Here is a 23,872-nt window from a genome sequence, read left to right on the forward strand (position 1 = left end):
CTGCCGCACGCGGGGGCCCCGCGGGTCCACCCGGCGGGGCACGTCGCCGTCGGCCATGATCAGCCGGTCGGGACGACGCCGTCCCCCGACGTTCGACGAGAGGCCGACGGTGTCGTTCGACAAGATCGTGATCGTGTTCAACCCGAAGAGCACCGGGGACGCCCCCGCGCTCGCCGAGGACCTGAGCGAGGAGCTGGCCCGCCGGCTCCCCGGCACCCCGCTGGAGATGGCGCCCACCCAGCACGCCGGGCACGCCCGCGACCTGGCCCGGAAGGCGGCGGCGCACGGCCGACCGCTGGTGGTCTCGGTCAGCGGGGACGGCGGCTACAACGAGGTCGTCGACGGCGTCATGCAGGCCGACAACCCCGAGGCGACCGCTGCGGTGCGGGCCGCGGGCAACGCCAACGACCACCGGCGGGTCACCCGCACCCGGCCGCTGGCCGACGCGATCGTGGCCGGGGACACCACGCAGATGGACCTGCTCCGGCTGACCCTGGCCGGCGGCGGCCACGACGAGGTGCGCTACGCCCACTCCTACATCGGCCTGGGGATCACCCCGGTCGTCGCGGTGGACATCGAGGCCGGCGGCAAGGGCTCGTGGCGCGAGATCGCGTCGGTGGTCCGCGGGTTCCGCAGCTTCCGCCCCTTCCCGGTGCGGCTGGAAGACGGCCAGCAGATCGAGATCGACAGCCTGCTGTACGCCAACATCGCCCAGATGGCCAAGGTCGCCAAGCTGTCCGAGGGCGGCCGGCCCGACGACGGCCGGTTCGAGCTGGTGGTCAACCGGCGCACCAGCAAGCTCAAGGTGCTCGCCACCGCGGTCAAGGCGGCCACGGTCGGCCTGGGCGCCCAGCCCACCGCGACCCACCACGAGCTGACCGTGCTGACCCCGATGCCGTTGCAGCTCGACGGTGAGCTGGTCGAGCTCGAGGCCGACACCACCGTCACCGTCGACATCGCCCCGGGGGCGCTGCGCACCCTGTTCTAGGCGACCGGGTCGGTCGTCCCGTACGGCAGCAGCCGGAGCCGGCGCTCGGCGTCGGTCGGGGTGGCCGCGGCCAGCGCGTCGAGGGTGTCCTTGCCGGCCCGGACGAAGCGTCCCGACCAGGCGTCGAGCCGCCCCTCGGCGATCGCGGCCACGAGGTCGACGACGGCGGACACCGGGGTCCAGTCCTCGTAGCCGTCCCACATGGCCATCGAGCGGGTCATCGGGGTGTCGACCACCCCGGGGGCCACGTCGAAGGCGAGCACGCCCGAGGCGGCGAGGGACTCGGTGATCCGGAGCTGGCCGGCCTTGCCGACGCAGTAGGCGCTGTAGTGCGGGTCGACCCGGGTGGCCAGGCCACTGGTCACGTCGACCACCCGGCCGGTGCCGCGGGCGACCATCGACGGCACGACGGCCTGCACCAGGTGGAACGGGCCGCGCAGCTGGCTCTCCACCACCGACCACCACTGCTCCGGGTCGGCCTCCCAGACCGGCACCTCGGCGGCGTCGATGAGCCCGGCGTTGTTGACCAGCAGGTCGACCGGGCCGAGCTCGGCCTCCACCCGGGCGACGGCAGCCCGGACGTCGGCGAGGTGGGTGACGTCGGCGGGCACCGCGAGCGTCCGGCCGGGGATCTCGGCCATGGCCGCGGTCAGCCGCTCGGCGCCGCGCGCCAGGCCGGCGACCGCGGCACCGCGGGCGGCCAGGCCCTCGGCGAGCGCCCGGCCGATCCCGGTGGAGGCGCCGGTGACCAGCGCGACGGTCCCGTCGAGGTCACCCACGGAGCACGGCCCCCGTCGCGGCGCGGGCGGACTCGACGGCGGCGTCGAAGGCCGCCTGGGCCTCCTCGCCGGTGAGCGTGCGGTCCGGCGCCCGGAAGACGAACGCGTAGGCCAGCGACCGCTGCCCGTCGGCGACCTGCGAGCCGGTGTAGACGTCGAAGAGCCGCAGGTCCTCCAGCAGCTCCCCGGCGCCGGCGGCGAGCGCCGCACGCACGGTGGCCTCCGGGTGCTCCGCGGGCACCACGAGCGCGGCGTCCATCCGCACGGGCGGGAACGACGCGACGTGCGGGCCCTGGGCGACCGCCTTGTCCGGCAGCGCGTCGACGTCCAGCTCCATCGCCGACGTGCGCGGCGGGAGCTCGAGGGCGGCGCAGACCCGGGGGTGCAGCTCGCCGGCGTGCCCGACGACGGTCTCCCCCACCAGCAGCTCGGCACAGCGGCCGGGGTGCCAGGGCGCGTGCTCGGCGGCGCGCACCGTCAGCTCGACCCCGGCGGCGTCGGCGACGAGCCGGGCGGCCTGCACGGCGTCGGCCCAGACGGCCGGACGGCCAGGACCCCACCAGCCGCGGGGCTCCCGGGTGCCGGCGAGGACCACCCCGACGTGCCAGGGCTGCACCGGCACCGCGCCCAGCAGCGCGGCGAGCGTCTCGTCGTCGGGACGCCGGTCGACACCGGGCAGCGGGGCGACCGCGCCGTCACCGGCCGGGAACACCGCGCCGTGCTCGAAGACGGCCAGGTCGCGCTGGCCCCGGCCCAGGTTGCGGGCCAGGGTGGCCAGCAGGCCCGGCAGCAGCGTGGTGCGCAGCGACGGCTCCTGCTCCGAGAGCGGGTTGCGCAGGGTGACGACGTCCCGGCGCGGGTCGTCGTCGGGCAGGCCGAGGGCGTCGAGCACCCGGGTGCCCAGGAACGGGTAGGACGGCGCCTCCACGTACCCGGCCTCGGCCAGCGCGCGGCCGATCGAGCGCCGGCGGCGCTGGGTGGCGGTGAGCCCGCGGCCCGGGGGCACGGTGGGCAGCACCGAGGGGATCTCGTCGTAGCCGACGGCCCGGACGACCTCCTCGACCAGGTCGGCCGGGTCGGTGAGGTCCGGGCGCCAGGACGGCGGGACGACGAGCAGCCGGTCGCCCGACAGCTCGACGGAGGCGCCCACCGTGCGCAGGGCGTCCACGACCTGGTCGGTGCTGATCGGGATGCCCGCGGTGCGGCTGGGCCGGTCCACGGCCAGGGAGATCTCCGGGCGCGGGGCGCGCGCGTCGACGTCCACCACGCCGCCGACCACGGTGGCGCCGCCGTACTCGGCCAGCAGGGCCGCGGCCCGGGCCAGCGCGACGACGGTGACGTCGGGGTCGGTGCCGCGCTCGAAGCGCTTGGCCGCCTCGCTGGGCAGCTTGTGCCGGCGGACGCCGCGGGCGATGCCGGTGGGCTCCCAGTGCGCGGCCTCCAGCAGCACCGCGGTGGTGCCGTCGCCGATCTCGGTGGACCGGCCGCCCATCACCCCGGCCAGGCCGATCGGGCCGCTCTCGTCGGTGATCAGCAGGTCGTCGGGGTCCAGCGCGCGGTCGACGCCGTCCAGGGTGGTCAGCCGCTCGCCGGCGGCCGCCGTGCGCACCACGATCGGCCCGCGGACGGCGGACCGGTCGAAGGCGTGCATCGGCTGGCCGAGCTCGACCATCACCAGGTTGGTGACGTCGACGGCCAGTGAGATGGAGCGGATGCCCGACTGGGCCAGCCGGCGACGCAGCCACCAGGGGCTGGGCGCGGCCGGGTCCAGGCCCTCCATCGCGATCATGGAGAACCGGTCGCAGCGCTGCGGGTCGGTGACCTCGACGGTCCAGGCCGGCTCGCCCGACCAGGCGGGCGGGGTGGCCGCGGCCGGGTCACGCCACTCGGCGGCCAGCGCGCCGGCGACCTCGCGGGCGATGCCGCGGATGGCCATGCAATAGCCGCGGTCGGTGGTGACCTCGAGGTCGAAGACGACGTCGTCCAGCCCGACGACGCCGGCCGCCGGGGTGCCCGGGGCGATGCCGTCGGTGCCCAGCACCAGGATGCCGTCGTGGTCCTCGCCCACGCCCAGCTCGCGGGAGCTGCAGATCATCCCGTCGGAGACGTGGTCGTACGTCGTCCGGGCGGCGATGGCGAAGTCGCCGGGCAGCACGGCCCCGGGCAGCGCGACGACGACGAGGTCGCCGACGGCGAAGTTCCGGGCGCCGCAGACGATGCCCTGGGGGGTCTCGTTGCCGACGTCCACCTGGCAGTACCGGATCGGCTTCTTGAACCCGGTGAGCTCCTCGATCTCCAGCACCCGACCGACGACGAGGGGGCCGGTGGTGACCGGTGCCCGCAGCACGTCCTCCACCTCGAGGCCCTGCCGCACGAAGACGTCCTCGAGCTCGGTGACCCCGATGCCCGCGGGCAGGTCGACGTGCTCGGACAACCAGCTGACGGGGACCTTCACTGCTCTACTCCGAACGCTCGCGTGAACCGGACGTCGCCCTCGACGATGTCGCGCATGTCGCCCACGCCGTGGCGGAACTGCAGGGCGCGCTCGATGCCCATCCCGAAGGCGAACCCGCTGTACTCCTCGGGGTCGATCCCGCAGGCGGTGAGCACCCGGGGGTTGACCATCCCGCAGCCGCCCCACTCGACCCACTGCGGGCCGTCGCGGTGCTCGGGGAAGAACACGTCGAACTCCGCCGAGGGCTCGGTGAAGGGGAAGAAGTGCGGCCGCCAGCGGATCTGCGAGTCCTCCCCGAACAGCGCCTTGGCCAGCGCCTCCAGGGTGCCGCGCAGGTGGGCCATGGTGAGCCCGCGGTCCACGGCCAGGCCCTCGACCTGGTGGAAGACCGGGGTGTGCGTGGCGTCGAGCTCGTCGGTGCGGTAAACCCGCCCGGGCGCGACGACGTAGATCGGCGGCGTGCGCTCGAGCATGGTGCGGGCCTGCACCGGGCTGGTGTGCGTGCGCAGCACCAGGCCCGAGCCCTCCGGCGCGACGAAGAAGGTGTCGGCCAGCGAGCGGGCCGGGTGGTCGGGGCCGGTGTTGAGGGCGTCGAAGTTTAGCCACTCGCTCTCCAGCTCCGGACCCTCGGCGACCTCGTAGCCCATCCCGACGAAGACGTCGGCGATCCGGTCGTTCAGCGTGGTCAGCGGGTGCCGGGCGCCGCGGGGGGTGCGGTCCCAGGGCAGGGTGACGTCGACCCGCTCCTCGGCGAGGACCCGCTCGTCGCGCTCGGCCTCCAGGGTGGCCAGCCGCTCGGCGTAGGAGTCGGTCAGTGCCACCCGGGCGGCGTTGACCCGCTGACCGGCGTCCTTGCGGGCCGCCGGGGGCAGCGCGCCGAGCTCGCGGCGGGCCAGCAGCACCGGCGCGCGGTCGCCCAGGTGGGCGGGCCGGACGGCGGCGAGGGACTCCAGGTCACCCGCCCCGGCGAAGGCCTCCACCCCGGCCGCGACGGCGGCGTCCAGGGCGTCGGCCGAGAGGGCCGCCACCTGTTTGGGGTCGTAGGGGTCGTTGGCACCAGACACGGGAGGCCATTCTGCCTGCCGCGGGCTGCTCAGTCGGTCGGGGCCGGGGGCAGCAGGGTGGACAGCCCGCCCCAGGCGAGCGCGGTCAGCTGGTCGACCAGCTCCGCGGCCGGCACCGTGCGCGCGGTGGACCACCAGTGCGCGGCCAGCTGGACCATGCCGACCACCCCGTAGGCCCAGGTGGCGGTGGGGGCGGGGTCCAGGCCGTGGTCGACCAGCCGCTCCCCCATCACCCAGGCCAGCGCCTCGGCCACCTCGCGCTCGGTCTGGGCGACGAGGTCGGCCCGCCCGGCGCGCCCGGCCTGGGCGTAGGCGAACCGGTAGAGCGCCGGCTCGTCCTCGATGATCGCGACGAACGCGGCGACGACGGCGCGCAGCCGGTCGACGTCCCCGGGCCGGTCGGCGGCGAGCTCCCCCAGCAGCCGGGGCAGCAGGATCTCGGTGCTGACCCGCTCCAGCACGGCGTCGACCAGCTCGTCCTTGTCGGCGAAGTACCGGTAGAGCACGGTCTTGCTGACCCCGGCGGTGCGGGCGACGTCCTCGACGGCCAGCTCGGGACCGGTGCGCCGGACCGACTCCACGGCGGCGGCGACGAACTCCACCCGACGCGCCCGCCGGTGCTCGGTCCACCGCGAGGAGCGGCCGTCGGAGCGTCCGGCTGGGGTCACCGGGTGAGTCTCCCAGCCCCCCGGTCGTCCTGCTTGTGTACGGACGTACACATCGTCGGCTAGGGTCTGCCGCCATGAGCTCCCCCGTCGAGGACACCCGGACCATGCGCGAGCGGATGCTGGCCGGTGACGCCTACACCGCCGACGACCCCGACCTGGCCCGGGAGAACGCCCGCGCCCAGTCACTGGCCCACCGCTACAACGGCCTGGACCCGGCCGACGTCGACGCCCGCCGGGAGCTGTTGACCGACCTGCTCGGCGCGTTCGGCCCGGACAGCACCATCCGCGCCCCGTTCCACTGCGACTACGGGTACCAGACCACCGTCGGCGCCCGGACCTTCGTCAACTGGGGCCTGGTCGCCCTGGACGTCGGCCGGATCACGATCGGGGACGACGTCCAGATCGGTCCCGGCGTGCAGCTGCTGACCGCCACCCACCCGGTCGAGCCCGGCCCGCGGCGGGACAAGTGGGAGGGCTCGGCGCCGATCACGCTGGAGGACAACGTGTGGCTCGGGGGCGGCGTGGTCGTGCTGCCCGGGGTCACCATCGGCCGGGACACCGTCGTCGGGGCCGGCTCGGTGGTCACCCGGGACCTGCCGGCCGGGGTGGTCGCCGTGGGCAACCCGGCCCGGGTGGTCCGGTCGGTCGACGGTGGGTGACGCCCCGACCCGCCGGTTCGACCCCGACCGCCGCGACCGGCTGGTCGACGTCACCCTCGACGTGATCGCCGAGCACGGCCTGGCCGGTCTGACCTCGCGCCGGATCGCGGCTGCCGCCGACGTGCCGCTGGGCTCGGTGACCTACCACTTCGACGGTCTCGGCGACCTGGTCCGGGCCGCCTTCGCCCGGCACGCCGCGACGATGGCCGAGGTCTTCCGGGCGCACTTCGCCGGGGTGACCGACCGGGCCTCGATGCTCGAGGCGGCCACCGACTTCGTGCTGGAGGGCCACCGGGCCTCACCGCGCGAGTGGGCCGTGGCCTACGAGCTCTACCTGGCCGCGCTGCGCGACCCGGCGCTGCGCGAGGTCACCGAGTCCTGGATGGGCAGCAGCCGGGAGACCCTGCAGCGCGTCCTGGAGCCCGGCCTGGCCCGCGCCCTCGACGGCGTCATGGAGGGCCTGACCATGCACGCCATCCTCACCACCGCCCCACCCACCCGCGAGGAGACCCGCGCCGTGCTCGCCCGCGTCCTGGAGGTCACCCCGTGACCACCGCCGCTCCCACCCGTCAGCTGCAGCGCGCCCGGGTCGCCGTCGCCACCTGCTTCGCGCTCAACGCGGTCTTCTACGCCAACCTGATCCCCCGGCTGCCCGAGCTGCGCGACGACCTCGGGCTCTCCAACGCCGCCCTGGGCACGGCGCTGGCCGCCGCCCCGCTGGGCGCGCTGGTGATGGGCCCGCTCGCCGCCGTCCTCATCGCCCGCCTCGGGTCGGGACCGGTGGCCTCGTTGGGCCTGCTGGGTCTGGGCGTCGGGGTGGCCGGGGCGGCGGCGGCACCGAGCTGGTGGGTGCTGGCGCTGGCCCTGCTGCTGGTCGGGGCGTTGGACGCGATCGTCGACGTGGCGCAGAACGCCCACGGGCTGCGGGTGCAACGCGGGTACGGCCGGTCGATCCTCAACGCACTGCACGGGCTCTGGAGCCTGGGTGCGGTCGCCGGCGGGCTCCTGGGCTCGGTGGTGGCCGGGCTCGGTGTGCCGCTGGAGGTGCACCTGGGCGTCTCGGCCGTGGTGTTCGGTGCCGTCGCCGTCCTGATCCGGCGGTGGATGCTGCCCGGTCGGGACGACGCCGAGCCCGCCCCCGAGACGGCCCCGACCGCGCCCGGGGCCCGCAGCGCGCGCCGGACCGCCGTCCTCGCGCTGGTGGTGCTGGGGCTGCTGGCCGCGGCGGCCGCGTTCGTCGAGGACTCCGCCGCGTCGTGGAGCGCGATCTGGCTGCGCGACGACCTGGGCGCGACCGTGGTGACCGCCGGGCTGGGGTTCGTGGCGTTCCAGGTGGCGATGACCGTGGGCCGGCTGACCGGGGACCGGGTGGTCGACCGGTTCGGTCAGCGGGTCGTCGCCCGGGTCGGTGGCGCGGTGATCGCCGCCGGGTTCGGGCTCATGCTGGGCCTCCCGTCGGTGCCCACGACCGTGGTGGGCTTCGCCCTGGCCGGTCTGGGCGTGGCCACCCTGGTGCCGGCGGTCTACGCCGCGGCCGACGCGCTGCCCGGCCTGCCGACCGGCGTGGGCCTCACCGCGGTCAACCTGCTGCTCCGGATCGGCTTCCTGGTCTCCCCGCCGCTCATCGGCTTCGTCGCGGACGCGGTGGGTCTGCGGGTGGGGCTGCTGTCGGTGGTGCTGGCCGGGCTGCTGGTGCTGGTGCTCGGCCGGTCACTGCGCACGCGGGTCGGCTGACGCGGCGATCACGCCCAGCAGCACCAGCCCGGCCGCGGGGGCGGCGACCACCCAGGGCGCACGCTCCAGGTAGCCGGTGGTCTCGGCCAGGGCCCGGCCCCACTCGGGGGACTCCGCCCCCGCGCCGAGGCCGAGGAAGGACAGGCCGGCCAGGGCCAGCGAGGCGTGCGGCACGCGCACCAGGGCGTGCCGTACGACCGGGGGCCCGACGACGGGCAGCAGGTGGCGGCGCAGCACGTGCCAGCGCCCGGCGCCACCGGCCACCGCGGCGACGTGGAACCCGGAGGCGCGGGCCTCGGCGGCCAGCGTGCGGGCGTGCACCGCCAGCGGGATCCAGGCGACCAGGCTCACCGCCAGGCAGGCGGCGAGCAGCCCCGGCCCGGTGACCGCGGCGACCACGATGCCGACGACGACGGCGGGCAGTGCGTTCAGCACGTCGGCCGGCCCGGAGCGGTCGCCCCGGCCCAGGAGGCCCACCGCGAGCCCGACGACCAGCGCGAGCGCGGCGAGGACGACGGCCAGCCCGACGCTGAGCAGTGCGCCGTGCCCGAACCGGGCCAGCACGTCGCGGCCCAGCGGATCGGCACCGAAGGGGTGCGTCCACGAGGGTGCGGCGAGCCTCGCCGCGACGTCCTGCGCCGCCGGATTGCGCAGCAGCCCGGCGACCACGGCGACCACCAGGACGACGGTGACCGCGACCGCCACCCTGCGCGGCCGCCGTCCGGGCGGGAGCAGCTCGGGGGTGAAGCCGCTGCCGCGGAGCGCCGGGCCGAGCAGCAGCCGGTGCGCCAGCAGCCCGCCGCCGCCGACCAGCAGCCCGAGCCCGACCAGCAGCACCACCGCGGCCTGCACGACCGGCACGTCCTGGTCCAGCGCGGCGGCCAGGGCCACCCCGCCCAGCCCGGGCACGTCGAAGACGGCCTCCACGACCGCGGCCGCACCCAGCGTGCCGACCAGCAGGAGCAGCACCTGCGGGACGACGACGCTCACCGCCCGCCGGCCCAGGGACGCCGCGATCGTCCCGCGCCGCACGCCGGCGGCCCGCCAGGTGCGCACCCAGGACTCCCCCGCCGCCGCGGCCACCGCGCCGGCCAGCAGCCGGGCCAGCACGCCCGCGGCCGGGATGCCGAGGGCGAGCACCGGGAGCACCAGGTTCGCCGGCCCGGTGAAGCCCGAGGTGGGCAGCAGCCCCCAGCCGACGGCGACCACCGAGACCAGCAGCACGGCCAGCACGAACTCCGGCAGGGCGGCCAGCGCACCACCGACAGCAGCTCCCACCCCACCTCCGCTGAGCCGTCCCTCGGCGGCCCGCAGCAGGGCGGGCACGGTCAGCAGCCCGGCCAGCACCAGCGCGACCAGGCTCGCCGTGCCGGCCACGGTCAGCGAGACGCCGAGGGCGGGCAGGACGGTGTCGGCGACCGGGGTGCCCGACACCCAGGAGGTGCCCAGGTCCCCGGTGAGCACCCGGCCGGCCCAGCCCAGCGTCCCGGTGACCGGGTCCGCGGGCAGGTCCAGCTGGTCCCGGACGGCGTCCAGGGTGGCCGGGTCGGCGGCGCTGTCGATCTCCCGGGCGCGCAGCACCGACCGGGCCGGGTCCTCCCCGGACAGCCAGGGCAGCGCGCCGACCAGCAGCGCGGTGCCGGCCAGCGCGCCGGCGACCCCGGCCGAGCGCTGCAGGACCGCCGTCGTCACCGGCCGGTGGTGGTGGCGACCGTGACGACCTGCCGCTCGAAGGGGTCCTCGCCGACGCCCTGCACGCCCTGGGCGACCCCGGTCCGGCTCTGCTCGTGCAGCACCGGGACGACGGCACCGGTGGACAGCACAGCCGCCTCGAGGTCGGCCGCTGCCTGCCGGCGCTCCAGCGGGTCGGTCAGTGCGCCGGCCGCCTCGACCGCGGCGTCGACGGCCGGCTCGCACAGCCGGGCCAGGTTGTAGCCGCCGTCGCAGGTGTAGTCGGTGCCGAAGAAGCCGATCGGGTCGCCGGTGTCCAGCAGGGTGAGCCGGCTGCCGAGCACCGCGTCGAACGCGCCGGCCAACAGGTCGGGCTCCAGCGTGGCGTAGGTCTGCACGACCACCTCGACGGTGAACCCGGCCGCGCGCAGCTGCTCGGCGAGCACCGCGGCGGCCTCGGGCAGCTCGGGCCGGTCGTCGTAGGTGGCCAACCGGATCGACGCACCGGCCGGGTCGGCGGCGCTCGGCAGCACCGGCGCGGGTCGTGCGGCCGAGCCCAGGGTGGCGTCGGTCAGCAGCCCCGGGGCGACGTCGGCCTGGCCCTCGAAGACGCCCTCCACGACCGGCTCGGCGTCGACCGCGGCCACGGCGGCGGCCCGCAGCGCCGGGTCGGCGAAGACCCCGGTGGAGGTGTTCAGCGACAGGGCGGTGACCCGTGGCAGCGACGTCGTCACCACGCGCTGGTCCTCGCCCAGGGTCGGCAGCTGCGCGACCGGCACGCCCTGCACCACGTCGAGCTCGCCCGCCCGCAGCGCGGAGGTGCGGGCCCCGGCGTCGTCGACGAAGCGGACGTCCACCCCGTCGGCGGCCGGCGTGCCGTCCCAGTAGGCGGTGGCGGCGTCCAGCGTCGCGGACTGGGTGCCCTGCACCGCGGTGATCGCGTAGGGGCCGGTGCCGTGCCCGACCGGGTCGGGGGCGCCCTCGCCGTAGGCGTCCGGGGAGAGCACCACCAGGGCCGGGGCGCCCAGGCGCTGCACCAGCAACGGGTCGGCCTGCGCGGCCTGGACCTGCACGGTGTCCTCGTCCACGGCGGTGGCGGTCAGGCCCACCCCGGTGAGCACCCGCACCGGCGGGTCGGCCGCGGCGGCGGCGTTCAGCGACCCGGCGACGGCCTCGGCGTCCATCGGGGTGCCGTCGTGGAAGACGACGTCGTCGCGCAGCTCGAGCACCGCCGTCCGGTCGTCGGTGGACTCCCAGGACTCGGCGAGCTGGGGCTGCGCGGCACCCGAGGCGTCGAAGGCCACCAGGCTCTCGGCCACCCCCATCCGGGTCAGCAGCACCGCGTCGTCGGTCCACGGCGAGAGGGCGGCGACTGGGGGGAAGGCCAGCGCGAGCCGGATCCGGTCGGCGCCGTCGTCGCTGCTGCTCCCCCCGCCTCCGGAGAAGCACCCGCTGACCAGCAGGACGGGGGCGGCGAGCAGGGCGGTGCGGCGCTTCACGAGGGGTCTCCTACGGGGGTGGGGACGGGACGACGGGTCAGCGCCCACAACCCGACCGCGGAGGCGGCGGGCAGGGCGGCGAGGACGAGCCAGGGGACGGCGGCCGCAGGCTGCGGGGTCTCGGCGAGGTCGAGCAGGGCCCCGGCGCCGGTGCTACCGAGGAGCACGGCCAGGCCGCCGGCCGAGGCCAGGACGCCGAAGTGCGCCCCGAGCCGGCGCTCCCCCGCGAGCCGGGGCACGAGGTCCTGGGCGACCGGGACGGCGATCATCTGCCCGGTGTAGAGCAGCAGCACGAACCCCACGGCGGGGGCCAGCGCCCCGCTGCCGGTCGGTGGCGTGAGCGGGGCCAGCACGGCGACGAGCAGGAACGAGGCGCTCATCAGCCCGAAGCCCAGCGGGAGGGCCACGCGGGGGCCGACGCGGCGGGCCCGACCGGTGACCGGCAGCTGGAAGAGCAGCACGCTCACCGCGGCGAGCACGAAGAGCCAGCCCAGCGCACCCTGCCCGCCGGTGGCCCGGGTGAGCTCGACGGGCAGCGCCAGGTAGAGCTGGTTGTAGGACAGCAGGTAGGTGCAGTAGCAGGCGGTGAACGCCAGGAACCGGCGGTTGCGCAGCACCTGCCCCCACCCGGCGGTCATCGGCTCGACCTCGCCGACCCCGGTGCGCAGGTCCCGCGGGAGCAGCACCACGTGGGCGACCAGGACGACCACGAAGACCCCGGCCGCGACCAGGCAGGTGATCCCGAACGGGACGCCGAGCAGCAGCGCACCGAGCACTGGCCCGGTGACCGAGCCCAGCTTGGAGGCGATCGCGTCCAGCCCGAACACCTCGGCCCGGGTGGCCACCCCGGCCTCCTCCAGCTGCCGGCCCTGGTCGGCCAGCGCGGACTCCACGGCCGGGGAGAACAGCGCCGCGGCGAACCCGACCAGCACCACCCCGACGAGCACCCCGGGCAGGCTCTGCACGACGGCGAGCACCCCGAACCCGGCGATCCGGATCAGGCAGCCGACCACGACGACCGGCTTCACCCCGAACCGGTCGGCCAGTCCGCCGCCGAGGAAGAACAGCCCCTGCTGGCTGAAGGTGCGGATGCCGAGCACCAGACCGATCACCCCGCCGGCCAGCGCCAGGTCCTCGCTCAGGTGCACGGCGAGGAACGGCACGACGAGGTAGAAGCCGATGTTGAAGGCGAGCTGGCTGGCCAGCAGCAGCCGCGGGACGGCAGGGAGCCGGCGCACCAGCACCCCGGGCGCCCAGCTCACGCCGGGGCCAGGGTGGGGACGGCGTCCAGGAGACGGGCGGTGACCGGGCTGGCGGGTGCGGCGAAGACCCGGTCGACCGGGCCCTCCTCCACGGCCCGGCCCCCGTCGAGCACCAGCACCCGGTTGCAGAGGTGCTGCACGACGCCCAGGTCGTGGGAGACCACCAGCAGCGCCAGGCCCTCGGCCGCGGAGAGCTCGGCCAGCAGGTCCACGACCTGCAGCCGGACGACGACGTCCAGCGCGCTCACCGGCTCGTCGGCGATCAGCAGCTCCGGACGCGGGGCCAGCGCCCGGGCGATCGCCAGCCGTTGCCGCTGACCGCCGGAGAACTCGTGCGGCCAGCGGGTGGCGGCGTCGGGCTCCAGGCCGACGGCGACGAGCAGTTCGGCGACCCGGGCGGAGTGGTCTCCGTGCACCTGCAGGCAGGCCAGGGGCTCGGCGACGGCCGCGCCGACCCGCATCCGCGGGTTGAACGAGCGGGAGGGGTCCTGCGGGACGGTCTGCACCCGCCGGCGGAACCAGCGCAGCGACCGCGACGACCCCGGCCGCACGGCCCGCCCGTCGAGGGCGACGGTGCCGGCGTCGGGGGTGTCCAGGGCCAGCAGCAGCCGGGCCAGCGTGGACTTGCCCGACCCGGACTCCCCCACCACCGCCAGCCGCTCGCCGGCGGCCAGGGTGAGCGAGACGTCGTCCAGGGCCGTCGTCCGGCCGTACCGGCGGGTGAGCCCGCGGGCCTCCAGCAACGGGGCGGTCACCGGTGCACCGCCAGCTCGCGGGACGCGGCCACGACGTCGGCCAGCAGCGGGTCGGCCAGCACCTGCGCCACCGGCCCGTCGGCGACCAGGCGGCCCTCGGCGAGCACCAGCAGCCGGGTGCAGAGCCGGGTGGCGACGGCGAGGTCGTGGGTCACCAGCAGCAGCGCCCCCTCCGTCGTCACCCGGTCGAGCAGGTCGAGGACGTCGGCCTGCACGGTGGGGTCCAGGGCCGAGGTCGGTTCGTCGGCCACCAGCAGCCGAGGGGCGCCGGCCAGGGCCATCGCCAGTGCGACCCGCTGCCGCTGGCCGCCGGAGAGCTGGCTGGGGAACCGGCGGTCGGCGTCGGGCAGCCCGACCTCGGCCAGCAGCGCGCGGGCGCGGTCCCGGGCCCCGGCGCGGGCCACGCCCTGGGCCCGCAGCGGCAGCGCCACCTGTCGGCCCACCCGGGTCAGCGGGTCCAGCGCGGTGCCCGGGTCCTGGGCGACCAGGGCGGTGGCCCGACCGCGCAACGGGCGCCAGACGCCGGGCCGGGCCCCGACCACCTCGGTGCCCTCGATCTGCACGCTGCCGGAGACGATCAGCCCCGGCGGGGTCAGCCCGAGGACGGCGCCGACCAGCTGGGACTTGCCGGCCCCCGACGCCCCCACGATCCCGACCCGCTCACCGGCGGACAGCTCGAAGGAGACCCCGGTGAGGAGCGTGTGGGTGGGGCTGGTGACGGACAGGTCGTGCACGTGCAGCACGCGGCGGACTCCTCGGGTGGGTGTCCGGCGACCCTAACTGCAAGACGTTCGCATCAACGACTGCGCATGGGTGCAGCCACGCACCCACCCTCCGACGAGGAGCGCCCTCCTCGTCAGGGGTCCTGACGAGAAGGGCGCTTCTCGTCAGCGTTGGGCGAGCTGGGTGGCGTAGAGGCAGATGGCGGCGGCGACGGAGAGGTTGAGGCTCTCGGCGCGGCCGCGCATGGGCACCCGGACCCGGTGGTCGGCGCGGGCGCCCAGGGCGGGGTCCAGGCCCCGGGCCTCGTTGCCGAACAGCCACAGCACCGGGCCGGCCAACAGCCCGTCGTCCCCGGCGACGTCCAGGTCCACCTCGCCGTCACCGGCGGCGGCCAGCACGGTGACCCCGGCGGCCCGGACGTCGTCCAGCAGGGGCTCGAGGGGGGCACTGCGGACGACGTCGACGTGGAAGAGGCTGCCGGCGCTGGACCGGACGACCTTGCCCTGGAAGGGGTCGGCCGAGCCCGCGCCGAACACGACGGTGCGGGCCCCGCAGGCATCGGCGGTGCGCAGCACGGTGCCGGCGTTGCCCGGGTCGTTGAGCTCGGCCAACGCGACGGCCAGCTGCGGCGGGTCGGTGGCCAACGAGGAGGCCGGCACGTCCCGCAGGGGGCAGACGGCGACCAGGCCCTGCGGGGTGGCGGTCTCGCTCAGCCCGGCGGCGGCCTTCTCGGTGACCAGCCGGACCGGGACGCCGGCGCCGGCGAGCAGCTCGCGGTGGGCGTCGGCGGCGGCCTCGGTGGCGAACACCTCGGCCGCTGCCCCGGCCTCCAGCGCCTCGAGGACGGACTGCCGGCCCTCGGCCAGGAACAGCCCGGCGGCGTCCCGGCCGGCCCGGCGGGTGAGCTTGCGGGCGGCGGCGACGCGGGCGTTGCGCTCGGTCAGCGGTTCGGTCAACGCGGGTCCTCCCTGGACACACGACGACGCCGCCGGTGCCGGGCAGGTGCCCGGCGCCGACGGCGTCGTGAGGAACTCAAGCGGCGGCGACGCCGGTCTGGTTCGGGGCGGCGGCGACCGCGGCGCGCGCGGTCTCCACCAGGGCCGCGAAGGCGGCGGGCTCGTTGACGGCCAGCTCGGCGAGGACCTTGCGGTCCAGCTCGATGCCGGCCAGCTTCAGGCCCTGCATGAAACGGTTGTACGTCATGTCGTTCTGCCGCGCCGCGGCGTTGATGCGGGTGATCCACAGCTTGCGGAAGTCACCCTTGCGCACCTTGCGGTCGCGGTAGGCGTAGGTGGCCGAGTGGAGCAGCTGCTCCTTGGCCTTGCGGTACAGCCGCGAACGCTGACCCCGGTAGCCACTGGCTGCCTCGAGGGTCGTCCGGCGCTTCTTCTGGGCGTTGACCGCCCGCTTCACGCGTGCCACGTGATAGCTCCTGTCTGTCTAGGGGGGAGAGAGGGGCGCCGGTCAGAGACCGAGCAGCTTCTTCATCCGGGGGGCGTCGGCGGGGGACAGCACGGCGGCGCCCTTGACCCGGCGCTTGCGCGAGGAGGACTTCACCTCGAACTTGTGCTGGTTGTTCGTGTGCTCGCGGACGAGCTTCCCGGTGCCGGTCACGCGGATGCGCTTGGCCGTGCCCTTGTGGGTCTTGTTCTTCGGCATGTCCTCAGTCCTCGTTCGGTGTGTGGGGCCGGCTCAGGCCTGGTCGGCCTCGGCGGGCTCGATCGGCGCCGGCTTCGGCGGTGCCTGGGGGGCCAGGGGCCGCATCTCCTGCTCGGGGGCGGCCTCGGACCCGGCCTCGTTCTCCGCGGCCTTGGCCTTCTTGCGCTCCACGATCTGGGCCTGCTGCGCCGCCTGGTTCCGGTGCGGGGCGATGACCATGACCATGTTGCGGCCGTCCTGCTTGGGGTTGGACTCCACGACGCCGAGTTCGGTGACGTCGCCGGCCAGCCGCTGCAGCAGTCGGTAGCCCATCTCGGGCCGCGACTGCTCACGACCACGGAACATGACCGTGATCTTGACCTTGTCGCCGCCCTTGAGGAAGCGGACGACGTGGCCCTTCTTGGTCTCGTAGTCGTGCGGGTCGATCTTCAGGCGCAGACGCATCTCCTTGATGACGGTCTGCGTCTGGTTGCGCCGGGCCTCGCGCTCCTTCTGAGCGGCCTCGTACTTGTACTTGCCGTAGTCCATCAGCTTGACGACGGGCGGCCGGGCCATGGGAGCGACCTCGACGAGGTCGAGCTCGGAGTCCTGGGCCAGGCGCAGGGCCTCGCCGATCGGCACGATGCCGACCTGCTCGCCCTCGGGTCCGACGAGGCGGACCTCGGGGACACGGATGCGGTCGTTGATGCGGGGCTCGGTGATGGCCTCTCCTCTGCGTTCTGCGGTGAGGAGTCAGCGTCCCGGCCCGGCAGTCCGGCAACGAGTGGTGGCCCCGTCGGCTGTGCCGACGGGGCCCACTCGTCCGGTCACGCCCTCGACCCGGTGAGGGGTGGGGCGAGCCAGGACCGACGGACCGGCCCCGGTCTTCCGGGTGACCTGGGTGCCTGTGACGGCGCCAGGTGGGAGCGGGCTCCTCTTGGTGCGACGGCCCGGGGCGGGGTCGTCGCGGTGGTGCGCCTCATGTAGCGGGGTGAGGCGTCGTTCAGACTACCCCGTCCACCCGGCTGGCGGCCAGCAGGGCACGCATGCCCTCCACCGCGCGCACCGCGCGCTCGCCGTCGGCGGCCTGCACGGCCAGCACCGACATCTCGTCGTCGTCGCTGAGCAGCAGGCTGGCCCAGGGCGAGTGCTCGTCGAACCGGACGGCCCGGACGTGCTCCCAGGGCACCACGTGGGTGCCCACGATGTTCCGCACGGTCACCGCGTCGGCGTCGGCGGTCATCCGCGGCCGGGCGCAGTAGAGGATCGCCCCGCCCAGCAGGAGCCCGATGCCCATGGTGGCCACCTGGTCCGACGTCCGGAAGGCCACCACACCGGTGGTCGAGGTCTTGAGCAGCACCGACACGGTGACCATCACCCCGACGACCAGGGCCGCGCTGATCGCGAACCAGATCCTCATCCGGAGCGGGGTGGCCTCGACGGTGGGCGGCGTCGCTGGAGTGGTCACCCCCCTACTGTCCCAGGGGTGTCGACCAGCAGCGAGATCACCGGGAGCATCCAGCACGCCGCGTGGCAGGCGCGCGAACTCCCCGCGGTCGAGCAGCTGCGCCCGGACCTCTGGTCGATCCCGGTCCCCATCCCGCACAACCCGCTGCGCTACGTGTCGGTCTACGCCTTCGCCCTCGAGGGCGGCGGGATCGGGCTGGTCGACTGCGGCTGGGAGTCCGACGCCGGCTGGGAGGCCCTGACCGGCGGGCTGGCCGGCATCGGCGCCGACGTCGGCGACGTGGCCGGGGTGCTGGTCACCCACATGCACTACGACCACCTGGGCCTGGCCGCGCGGGTGCGGGAGGCCAGCGGCGCGTGGATCGCCATGCACCCCGCCGACGGCGACGTCGTCCGGCAGTGGTCGCAGCGCTCGGGCGACCAGGCGGTGGAGCGCAACGTGGCGTTCATGATCGGGCTGGGCGCCGACCCTGCGACCGCCGCAGCCGACGTCGGCGACCCCGAGCGCTGGACCCGGTTCACCCAGATGGCCGTCCCCGACCGCGAGCTGGTCGACGGCGACCTGGCCGCGTTCCCCGGCTGGTCGCTGCGCGCGGTGCACACCCCGGGCCACACGGCCGGGCACCTCTGTTTCGCCGAGGAGCGCACCGGCCTGTTCCTGTCCGGGGACCACGTGCTCCCGCGGATCAGCCCCAACATCTCCACCGAGTCCGGCGGCGCGCCCGATCCGCTGCGGGACTACCTGTCCTCGCTGGCCGCCGTCGGGGACCGGCCCGAGCCCACCGAGGTGCTCCCCGCCCACGAGTGGCGCTTCACCGGCCTCGCCGCCCGGGCCGCCGAGCTGCAGGCCCACCACGAGACCCGGCTGGCCGAGCTCCTGGCCGCCGTCCGGGCGCACCCGGGCAGCACGCCGTGGGAGCTGGCGGCCCACCTGACCTGGTCGCGGCCCTGGTCGTCCTACGAACGCAGCATGCGGGTGTTCGCGGTGACCGAGACCGACGCGCACGTCCGGCTGCTGGCCAGCCGTGGGGACGTCGTCGGCACCGGCGACGCGGTGCAGACCTGGACCGCCGTCGCGCCGTGAGGTTCGCCGACCTCGCCGACCGGGTGCGGGCCGCTCCTGCGCTGCTGGGCGACACCCGGCTGGTCTGCGTCGACGGCCCCGCCGGGTCGGGCAAGACCACGTTCGCCGACCGGCTGGCCGCCGAGCTGGGCGCCCCGGTGGTGCACCTGGACGACCTCTACGCCGGCTGGACGCTGGACGGGGTCACCGGGCGGCTCACCGATCAGGTGCTGGCGCCGGTGGCGGCCGGCCAGGACGCCGTCTTCGCCGCCTACGACTGGCACGCCGGCGCCTTCACGGTGCCCACGACGGTGCCGGCGCGGGCGCACCTGGTGGTGGAGGGCTGCGGCGCGGCCGCCCGGTCGATCGACCACCTGGTCACCCTGCGGGTCTGGGTGCAGGCCCCGCCGGAGGTGTGCGCTCGGCGCTGGGCCGAGCGCGGGGGTGCGGCGATGACGGCGTTCCAGCCCGACTGGGCGCGCGCCGAGGCCGTCGTCTTCGCCCGCGAGGACACCCGCGCCCGGGCCGACGTTCTCGTGGACGGCGACCCCGGCGCGGACCCGGGGCCGGCGGCCTTCGCGCTGCTCTGACCTACCGTGGCCCGACGTGGCCACCACCGCACTGCTCCGACCGCCCACGTCCTCCCCCACCCCGCCGCCGGCGCCCGCGCCGGGTGTCCGCTGGGTGCCGCTGGGCATGGCCGCCGTCCTCGCCGCCGGACTGGTCGCGTTCGTCGCCGTCCGGCACGGGGCGCAGCAGGCGGTGCTGCTGGGCCTGGGCCTCGGCCTGGGGGCGGCGCTGTTCCACAGCCGGTTCGGGTTCACCTCCGCCTGGCGGCAGCTGGTCGCGGTGGGCAACGGCAGCGGGTTGCGGGCCCACACGCTCCTGCTGGGCACCACGGCGACGCTCTTCGCGCTGGTGCTGGGCACCGGCACGGGCCTGTTCGGGACGACACCGGGCCCCTCGGCCGGGTCGCTGGGCGTCGGGCTGGTGGCCGGGGCGGTGCTGTTCGGGGTCGGCATGCAGCTGGGCGGGGCGTGCGCCTCGGGCACGCTGTTCGCCGTCGGCTCGGGCCAGTCCTCGATCCTGCTGACCCTGGGCGGGTTCATCGCCGGCACGGTGCTCTACGCCTGGGCGTTCCCGCTGGTCGACGACCTCCCCGCCTTCCCCGCGTTCCTGCTGTCCGACCACGTCGGCTGGGCCGGCTCGTGGGCGGTGACCATCGCGCTGCTGGCCGTCGTCTGGTTCGTCTCGACCGCGGTGCAGCGCCGTCGGGTGCCCCCGCCCACCGAGCCGCCGCCCTCGGCGCGGGGCGTGGCCCGGGTGCTGCGCGGCTCCTGGCCGCTGTGGGTCGGCGCGCTGGTGCTGTCGGTGCTCGGCGCCGGGGTGCTGCTGGTCTCCGGTGGCGCCTGGGGCATCACCAGCGCGTTCACCCTGTGGGGCTCCAAGCTGCTGCAGCTGGTCGGCCTGCACCCCGAGGAGTGGCTCTACTGGTCGGGCTCGCGCTCGGCCCAGCTCGCCGCCCCGGTGCTCACCGACACCGTCTCGCTGACCAACATCGGGATCATGGTCGGGGCGGCCCTCGCCTCGGCCGCCGGCGGCGCCTGGGTGCTGCACCGCGGCATCCCGGCCCGCACCGCGGCCGCTGCGGTGATCGGCGGGGTCCTGATGGGCGTCGGGGCCCGGCTGGCCAGCGGCTGCAACATCGGCGCCTACCTGGCCGGGATCGCCTCGGGCAGCGCGTCCGGCTGGATCTGGGGCATCGCCGCGCTGGCCGGCACCTGGCTCGGCATCCGGGCCCGCCGGGTGTTCGGCCTCGGCGTCCCCGCCCCGCGCGACAGCGTCTGCTGAGGAGCGGCATCCTCGTGGGCGTGAGCCTCCCCCAGCACGGCCGGTACGCCTACAGCGCGCTGCCCGACCGCCCGGTCTACGACTGGCCCGACGGCAAGCGGCTGGCGGTCTACGTCGCCGTCAACCTCGAGGTCTTCGACTTCGGCGGCGGCCGGGGCGCCGAACTGGCCCCGGGCGGCGGCGACCCCGACGTCCTCAACTACTCCTGGCGCGACTGGGGCAACCGGGTCGGCGCGTGGCGGCTGATGGAGACCCTGGACACCCTCTGCCTGCCGGCCAGCGTGCTGGCCAACAGCCGGGTGCTCGCCGAGTGCCCGGGCCTGGTCGAGGCACACCTGGCCCGCGGCGACGAGCTGGTCGGGCACGGCCGCACCAACGCCGAGCGCCAGGCCGACCTGTCCGAGGACGACGAACGGGCGCTGATCGCCGAGGTGACCCGGGAGCTGACCGGGGCCACCGGCAAGCCCCCGGCGGGCTGGCTGGGCCCGTGGATCTCGCAGAGCCACCACACCCCCGACCTGCTCGCCGAGGCCGGCTACGACTACCTGCTGGACTGGGCGCACGACGACCAGCCGACCTGGTTCGCCACCCGCGGGGGCGGCCGCATCCTGTCGCTGCCCTACCCGCAGGAGCTCAACGACATCCCGGCCGTGGTCTCCCGGCAGGTGTCCGGCCAGGAGTTCGCCGACATGGTGGTCGCCACCTTCGACGAGATGGTCGAGCAGTCCCGCAGCGCCCCGCTGGTCATGGGCATCGCGCTGCACCCCTACGTCGTCGGCCAGCCGCACCGGCTGCGGCCGCTGCGCACGGCGCTGGCGCACGTCGCTGCCCGCCGCGACGAGGTCTGGCTGACCACCGCCGGCGCCGTCGCCGCACACGCGGCACCCCGCACCCCGGGTCCGGACACACGACCGGAACACCGACCGGCGACCATGGACCGGTGACCGCGAGCGCCGAACACGCCCCGGCCCCCGAACCGCTGCCGCTGGCCGGCTACACCGTCGCGGTCACCGCCGCGCGCCGCTCGGAGGAGCTGGTCGCCCTGCTGGACCGGCGGGGGGCCCGGGTGGTGTCCGCCCCGGCGATCCGGATCGTCCCGCTGGCCGACGACGCCGAGCTCGTCGCGGCCACCCGCGAGGTGCTGGCCCGGCCGATCGACCTGGTCGTGGCCACCACCGGTGTCGGGTTCCGCGGTTGGACCGAGGCCGCCGAGGCCTGGGACCTGCCCCTCGTCGAGCACCTGCTGGGGGCCCGGGTGCTCGCTCGCGGCCCGAAGGCGCGCGGGGCGATCCGCGGCGCCGGGCTCGTGGACGCCTGGTCGCCGGCCTCGGAGAGCTCCGCGGAGGTGCTGGCCCACCTGCTCTCCGGCGCCGAGGGCCCCCTGGCCGGCCGGCGGATCGCCGTCCAGCTGCACGGGGACCCGTTGCCGGACCTGGTGAGCGGGCTGCGGGAGGCCGGCGCCGACGTGGTCACCGTCCCGGTCTACCGGTGGGTGCTGCCGGAGGACACCGCGCCGCTGCGCCGGCTCGTGCACACGATCGCCTCCCGCGCCGTGGACGCGGTCACCTTCACCTCCGCCCCGGCCGCGGCGAGCCTGCTGCAGGTCGCCGCCGAGGAGGGCGTGCGCGGCGGGGTGCTGACCGGGTTCGCCGACGGCGTCCTCGCGGTCTGCGTGGGGCCGGTGACCGCGGGGCCGCTGGCCGCCGCCGGGGTGGCCACGGTGGAGCCCGAGCGTTCCCGGCTGGGTGCGCTGGCCCGCGAGGTGGTGGCCCGGCTGCCCCAGCGCGACCCCGTGCTCACCGCCGGGGCACACACCCTGCAGGTCCGCGGGCACGGGGCGGTGCTCGACGGCCGGCTGGTGGAGCTGGCCCCCGGGCCCATGGCGGTGCTGCGGGCGCTGGCCCGCCGCCCGGGTGTGGTCGTGTCCCGGCCGGACCTGCTCGCCGAGCTGTCCGGCGGGCACGACGCGCACGCGGTGGAGATGGCGGTGACCCGGCTGCGGGCCGCGCTCGGCGCACCGGTCGTGGAGACCGTGGTCAAGCGCGGCTACCGCCTGGCCGTGTGAGGCGTCGTCCCTACACCCGCACGGTCGTGCCCGGCCGCAGGTAGACCGCCCAGGTGACGGCGACGCAGACCAGGTAGAAGGCGATGAACACCAGGTAGGCACTGTCGCCGGTGCCGGTGGTGAGGAACGACTGCCGGAACGCCAGGTTCACCAGCACCCCGCCGAAGGCCCCGACCGCACCGGCGATGCCGATCAGCGCCCCGGACATCCGCAGCGCGTGTCGGTCGGCGGTGGGGGCGTCGGCACCGGCGGCGATGCGGTCCCGGGCCTGGACCCGGAAGACCGCCGGGATCATCTTGTAGGTCGAGCCGTTGCCCAGCCCGCTGAGCACGAACAGCAGCACGAAGCCGACGACGAACAACGGCAGCGACTCCGCCTGGCTGGCCAGGAAGACCACCAGGGCGCCGACGGCCATCCCGACGAAGTTCCACATCGTGATCGAGGCGCCCCCGAAGCGGTCGGCGAGCCGGCCGCCCACCGGCCGGATCAGCGAGCCCAGCAGCGGGCCCAGCCAGGTCAGCGACGCCGCGGCCAGCGGGGTCGCGAAGGAGTCGGTGAACTGGTTGGTGAGCACCTGGCCGAAGGCGAAGCTGAACCCGATGAACGAGCCGAACGTGCCGATGTAGAGGAAGGACATGATCCAGGTGTGGCGCTCGCGGGTGGCCTCGCGCAGCGCCCGTGGTTGGTTGGTCGCCGCCGTCAGGTTGTCCATCAGCAGCGCGGCGCCCACCGCGGCCAGCACGATGAACGGGATGTAGACGAACAGCACGATCCGCGGGTGCCCGGCACCGGCGGTGGCCAGCACCAGCAGGCCGACGAGCTGGATGACCGGGACCCCGAGGTTGCCGCCGCCGGCGTTGAGACCCAGCGCCCAGCCCTTCTCCCGCTCGGGGTAGAAGGCGTTGATGTTGGTCATCGAGCTGGCGAAGTTGCCCCCGCCGACCCCGGCCAGACAGGCCACGGCGAGCAAGGTCGGGTAGGGCACCCCGGGCTCGAGCACGAGGGCGGTCGCGATCGTGGGCACCAGCAGCAGCGAGGCCGACACGATCGTCCAGTTGCGACCACCGAAGACCGCCACGGCGAACGTGTAGGGCAACCGCACGAAGGCCCCGAGCGCCGTCGGCAGCGTGGTGAGCAGGAACTTCTGCGCCGCGATCTCGGCGGGCTCACCGGTGAAGGTGCCGGCCAGCACGTAGGGCTCGCCGAGGAAGAGCACCATCACCGACCACAGGCTCCAGATCGAGAAGCCGATGTGCTCGGAGAACACCGAGAACCACAGGTTGCGGCGGGCGACCCGCTTGCCGGTCGCGGCCCAGAACTGCGGGTCCTCCGGGCGCCAGTCGTCGATCCACCGCCCCCCGAACCGGCTGCGCGTGCTCGTCGTCGGGGGGATCCGGGTCGGGGCGTCGGTGGCCATGACCCACCGTGGCGGGAGCGGGTCACCCGGCCGTTGCCGTTGCCCGCGAGACGTGTTCCGTTCTCCGCACGCCCGGTGCCCCGACGTGGTGAGGACCGGCGCCCGACCGGGTGC

The 23,872-nt window shown here is 75.7% G+C and carries 24 protein-coding genes; 9 read left to right on the forward strand and 15 right to left on the reverse strand.

Annotation, left to right across the window (positions count from 1 at the left end; genetic code table 11):
* Positions 1 to 109 precede the first annotated feature (109 nt).
* Entirely contained in the window at positions 110 to 988 is an 879-nt protein-coding gene (locus tag ASG36_RS00055; RefSeq protein ID WP_235494427.1) for a diacylglycerol kinase family protein, read from the forward strand.
* Here ASG36_RS00055 and ASG36_RS00060 read toward each other — a convergent pair.
* The 4 genes from ASG36_RS00060 to ASG36_RS21680 are packed head-to-tail and all read right to left on the reverse strand — an operon-like array spanning position 985 to position 5,954.
* Complete coding sequence (locus tag ASG36_RS00060; protein WP_055757809.1) at positions 985 to 1,767, reverse strand: SDR family NAD(P)-dependent oxidoreductase; 783 nt, start codon at positions 1,765 to 1,767, stop codon at positions 985 to 987. The two genes, ASG36_RS00055 and ASG36_RS00060, sit on opposite strands and share 4 nt — an antisense overlap.
* Entirely contained in the window at positions 1,760 to 4,222 is a 2,463-nt protein-coding gene (pheT, locus tag ASG36_RS00065) for a phenylalanine--tRNA ligase subunit beta (protein ID WP_055757813.1), read from the reverse strand. The genes ASG36_RS00060 and pheT overlap by 8 nt, the downstream gene beginning before the upstream one ends.
* Positions 4,219 to 5,286, reverse strand: a complete 1,068-nt coding sequence (gene pheS, locus ASG36_RS00070) for a phenylalanine--tRNA ligase subunit alpha (RefSeq protein ID WP_055757816.1) — start codon at positions 5,284 to 5,286, stop codon at positions 4,219 to 4,221. Before pheS ends, pheT begins: the two co-directional genes overlap by 4 nt.
* Before the next feature lie 29 nt (positions 5,287 to 5,315).
* Positions 5,316 to 5,954, reverse strand: coding sequence for a TetR/AcrR family transcriptional regulator (locus ASG36_RS21680; RefSeq protein ID WP_055757819.1), 639 nt, complete (start codon positions 5,952 to 5,954; stop codon positions 5,316 to 5,318).
* Between the two features lie 74 nt (positions 5,955 to 6,028).
* On the opposite strand from ASG36_RS21680, the gene ASG36_RS22845 reads away from it, so the two are divergent.
* From ASG36_RS22845 to ASG36_RS00090, 3 genes are read left to right on the forward strand one after another with little or no spacing between them, the layout of a single operon-like run.
* Positions 6,029 to 6,613 carry a sugar O-acetyltransferase gene (locus tag ASG36_RS22845; protein ID WP_055757821.1) on the forward strand — a complete coding sequence of 195 codons (585 nt, stop codon included), beginning with the start codon at positions 6,029 to 6,031 and terminating at the stop codon, positions 6,611 to 6,613.
* Positions 6,606 to 7,163: a TetR/AcrR family transcriptional regulator gene (locus tag ASG36_RS00085; RefSeq protein WP_055757822.1), complete on the forward strand. Its 558-nt coding sequence runs from the start codon at positions 6,606 to 6,608 to the stop codon at positions 7,161 to 7,163. Before ASG36_RS22845 ends, ASG36_RS00085 begins: the two co-directional genes overlap by 8 nt.
* Complete coding sequence (locus ASG36_RS00090; protein WP_082522678.1) at positions 7,160 to 8,347, forward strand: MFS transporter; 1,188 nt, start codon at positions 7,160 to 7,162, stop codon at positions 8,345 to 8,347. The genes ASG36_RS00085 and ASG36_RS00090 overlap by 4 nt, the downstream gene beginning before the upstream one ends.
* Here ASG36_RS00090 and ASG36_RS00095 read toward each other — a convergent pair.
* From ASG36_RS00095 to ASG36_RS00140, 10 genes are all read right to left on the reverse strand, one after another.
* Positions 8,324 to 10,039 (reverse strand): ABC transporter permease subunit, encoded by a 1,716-nt coding sequence (locus ASG36_RS00095; protein WP_200944294.1) that lies wholly within the window; start codon positions 10,037 to 10,039, stop codon positions 8,324 to 8,326. The genes ASG36_RS00090 and ASG36_RS00095 overlap by 24 nt on opposite strands.
* Complete coding sequence (locus ASG36_RS00100; protein WP_157498471.1) at positions 10,036 to 11,517, reverse strand: ABC transporter substrate-binding protein; 1,482 nt, start codon at positions 11,515 to 11,517, stop codon at positions 10,036 to 10,038. The genes ASG36_RS00095 and ASG36_RS00100 overlap by 4 nt, the downstream gene beginning before the upstream one ends.
* Positions 11,514 to 12,779, reverse strand: coding sequence for an MFS transporter (locus tag ASG36_RS00105; RefSeq protein WP_055757830.1), 1,266 nt, complete (start codon positions 12,777 to 12,779; stop codon positions 11,514 to 11,516). Before ASG36_RS00105 ends, ASG36_RS00100 begins: the two co-directional genes overlap by 4 nt.
* Positions 12,776 to 13,534, reverse strand: coding sequence for an ABC transporter ATP-binding protein (locus ASG36_RS00110; RefSeq protein WP_082522679.1), 759 nt, complete (start codon positions 13,532 to 13,534; stop codon positions 12,776 to 12,778). Before ASG36_RS00110 ends, ASG36_RS00105 begins: the two co-directional genes overlap by 4 nt.
* Entirely contained in the window at positions 13,531 to 14,277 is a 747-nt protein-coding gene (locus tag ASG36_RS00115; RefSeq protein WP_055757833.1) for an ABC transporter ATP-binding protein, read from the reverse strand. The genes ASG36_RS00110 and ASG36_RS00115 overlap by 4 nt, the downstream gene beginning before the upstream one ends.
* A gap of 144 nt (positions 14,278 to 14,421) precedes the next feature.
* Positions 14,422 to 15,213, reverse strand: a complete 792-nt coding sequence (locus ASG36_RS00120; protein WP_055757835.1) for an RNA methyltransferase — start codon at positions 15,211 to 15,213, stop codon at positions 14,422 to 14,424.
* Positions 15,214 to 15,289: 76 nt separating this feature from the next.
* Positions 15,290 to 15,679: a 50S ribosomal protein L20 gene (gene rplT / locus ASG36_RS00125; protein WP_055757838.1), complete on the reverse strand. Its 390-nt coding sequence runs from the start codon at positions 15,677 to 15,679 to the stop codon at positions 15,290 to 15,292.
* 42 nt (positions 15,680 to 15,721) lie between these two features.
* Positions 15,722 to 15,916, reverse strand: coding sequence for a 50S ribosomal protein L35 (gene rpmI / locus ASG36_RS00130; protein ID WP_055757840.1), 195 nt, complete (start codon positions 15,914 to 15,916; stop codon positions 15,722 to 15,724).
* Between the two features lie 33 nt (positions 15,917 to 15,949).
* Positions 15,950 to 16,618 (reverse strand): translation initiation factor IF-3, encoded by a 669-nt coding sequence (gene infC / locus ASG36_RS00135; RefSeq protein ID WP_082522680.1) that lies wholly within the window; start codon positions 16,616 to 16,618, stop codon positions 15,950 to 15,952.
* Between the two features lie 280 nt (positions 16,619 to 16,898).
* Complete coding sequence (locus ASG36_RS00140) at positions 16,899 to 17,363, reverse strand: PH domain-containing protein (RefSeq protein WP_055757844.1); 465 nt, start codon at positions 17,361 to 17,363, stop codon at positions 16,899 to 16,901.
* A gap of 18 nt (positions 17,364 to 17,381) precedes the next feature.
* Between ASG36_RS00140 and ASG36_RS00145 the strand changes: the two genes are divergently transcribed.
* Genes ASG36_RS00145 through ASG36_RS00165 form a run of 5 tightly spaced genes read left to right on the forward strand, consistent with a single transcriptional unit; the run spans position 17,382 to position 22,341 of the window.
* The gene (locus tag ASG36_RS00145) at positions 17,382 to 18,446 is read left to right on the forward strand and encodes an MBL fold metallo-hydrolase (protein ID WP_055757846.1); all 1,065 of its coding nucleotides are present in this window, start codon (positions 17,382 to 17,384) and stop codon (positions 18,444 to 18,446) included.
* Complete coding sequence (locus tag ASG36_RS00150; RefSeq protein ID WP_235494429.1) at positions 18,443 to 19,015, forward strand: uridine kinase; 573 nt, start codon at positions 18,443 to 18,445, stop codon at positions 19,013 to 19,015. Before ASG36_RS00145 ends, ASG36_RS00150 begins: the two co-directional genes overlap by 4 nt.
* Positions 19,016 to 19,031: 16 nt before the next feature.
* Entirely contained in the window at positions 19,032 to 20,276 is a 1,245-nt protein-coding gene (locus ASG36_RS00155; RefSeq protein ID WP_055757849.1) for a YeeE/YedE family protein, read from the forward strand.
* 20 nt (positions 20,277 to 20,296) lie between these two features.
* Positions 20,297 to 21,220 (forward strand): polysaccharide deacetylase family protein, encoded by a 924-nt coding sequence (locus ASG36_RS00160; RefSeq protein ID WP_200944295.1) that lies wholly within the window; start codon positions 20,297 to 20,299, stop codon positions 21,218 to 21,220.
* Entirely contained in the window at positions 21,217 to 22,341 is a 1,125-nt protein-coding gene (locus ASG36_RS00165) for a uroporphyrinogen-III synthase (RefSeq protein WP_055757852.1), read from the forward strand. Before ASG36_RS00160 ends, ASG36_RS00165 begins: the two co-directional genes overlap by 4 nt.
* A gap of 10 nt (positions 22,342 to 22,351) precedes the next feature.
* On the opposite strand, the gene ASG36_RS00170 is transcribed toward ASG36_RS00165, so the two are convergent.
* Positions 22,352 to 23,758 carry a NarK/NasA family nitrate transporter gene (locus ASG36_RS00170; protein ID WP_055757857.1) on the reverse strand — a complete coding sequence of 469 codons (1,407 nt, stop codon included), beginning with the start codon at positions 23,756 to 23,758 and terminating at the stop codon, positions 22,352 to 22,354.
* Positions 23,759 to 23,872 lie beyond the last annotated feature (114 nt).

This window comes from Geodermatophilus sp. Leaf369, from assembly GCF_001424455.1.
Lineage (GTDB): Bacteria > Actinomycetota > Actinomycetes > Mycobacteriales > Geodermatophilaceae > Klenkia.

Bases quoted from the DNA above. Each gene is read 5' to 3' on its own strand.
- ASG36_RS22845 (WP_055757821.1), top strand. From the start codon at position 6,029: ATGAGCTCCCCCGTCGAGGACACCCGGACCATGCGCGAGCGGATGCTG.
- rpmI (WP_055757840.1), bottom strand. From the start codon at position 15,916: ATGCCGAAGAACAAGACCCACAAGGGCACGGCCAAGCGCATCCGCGTG.
- ASG36_RS00170 (WP_055757857.1), bottom strand. From the start codon at position 23,758: ATGGCCACCGACGCCCCGACCCGGATCCCCCCGACGACGAGCACGCGC.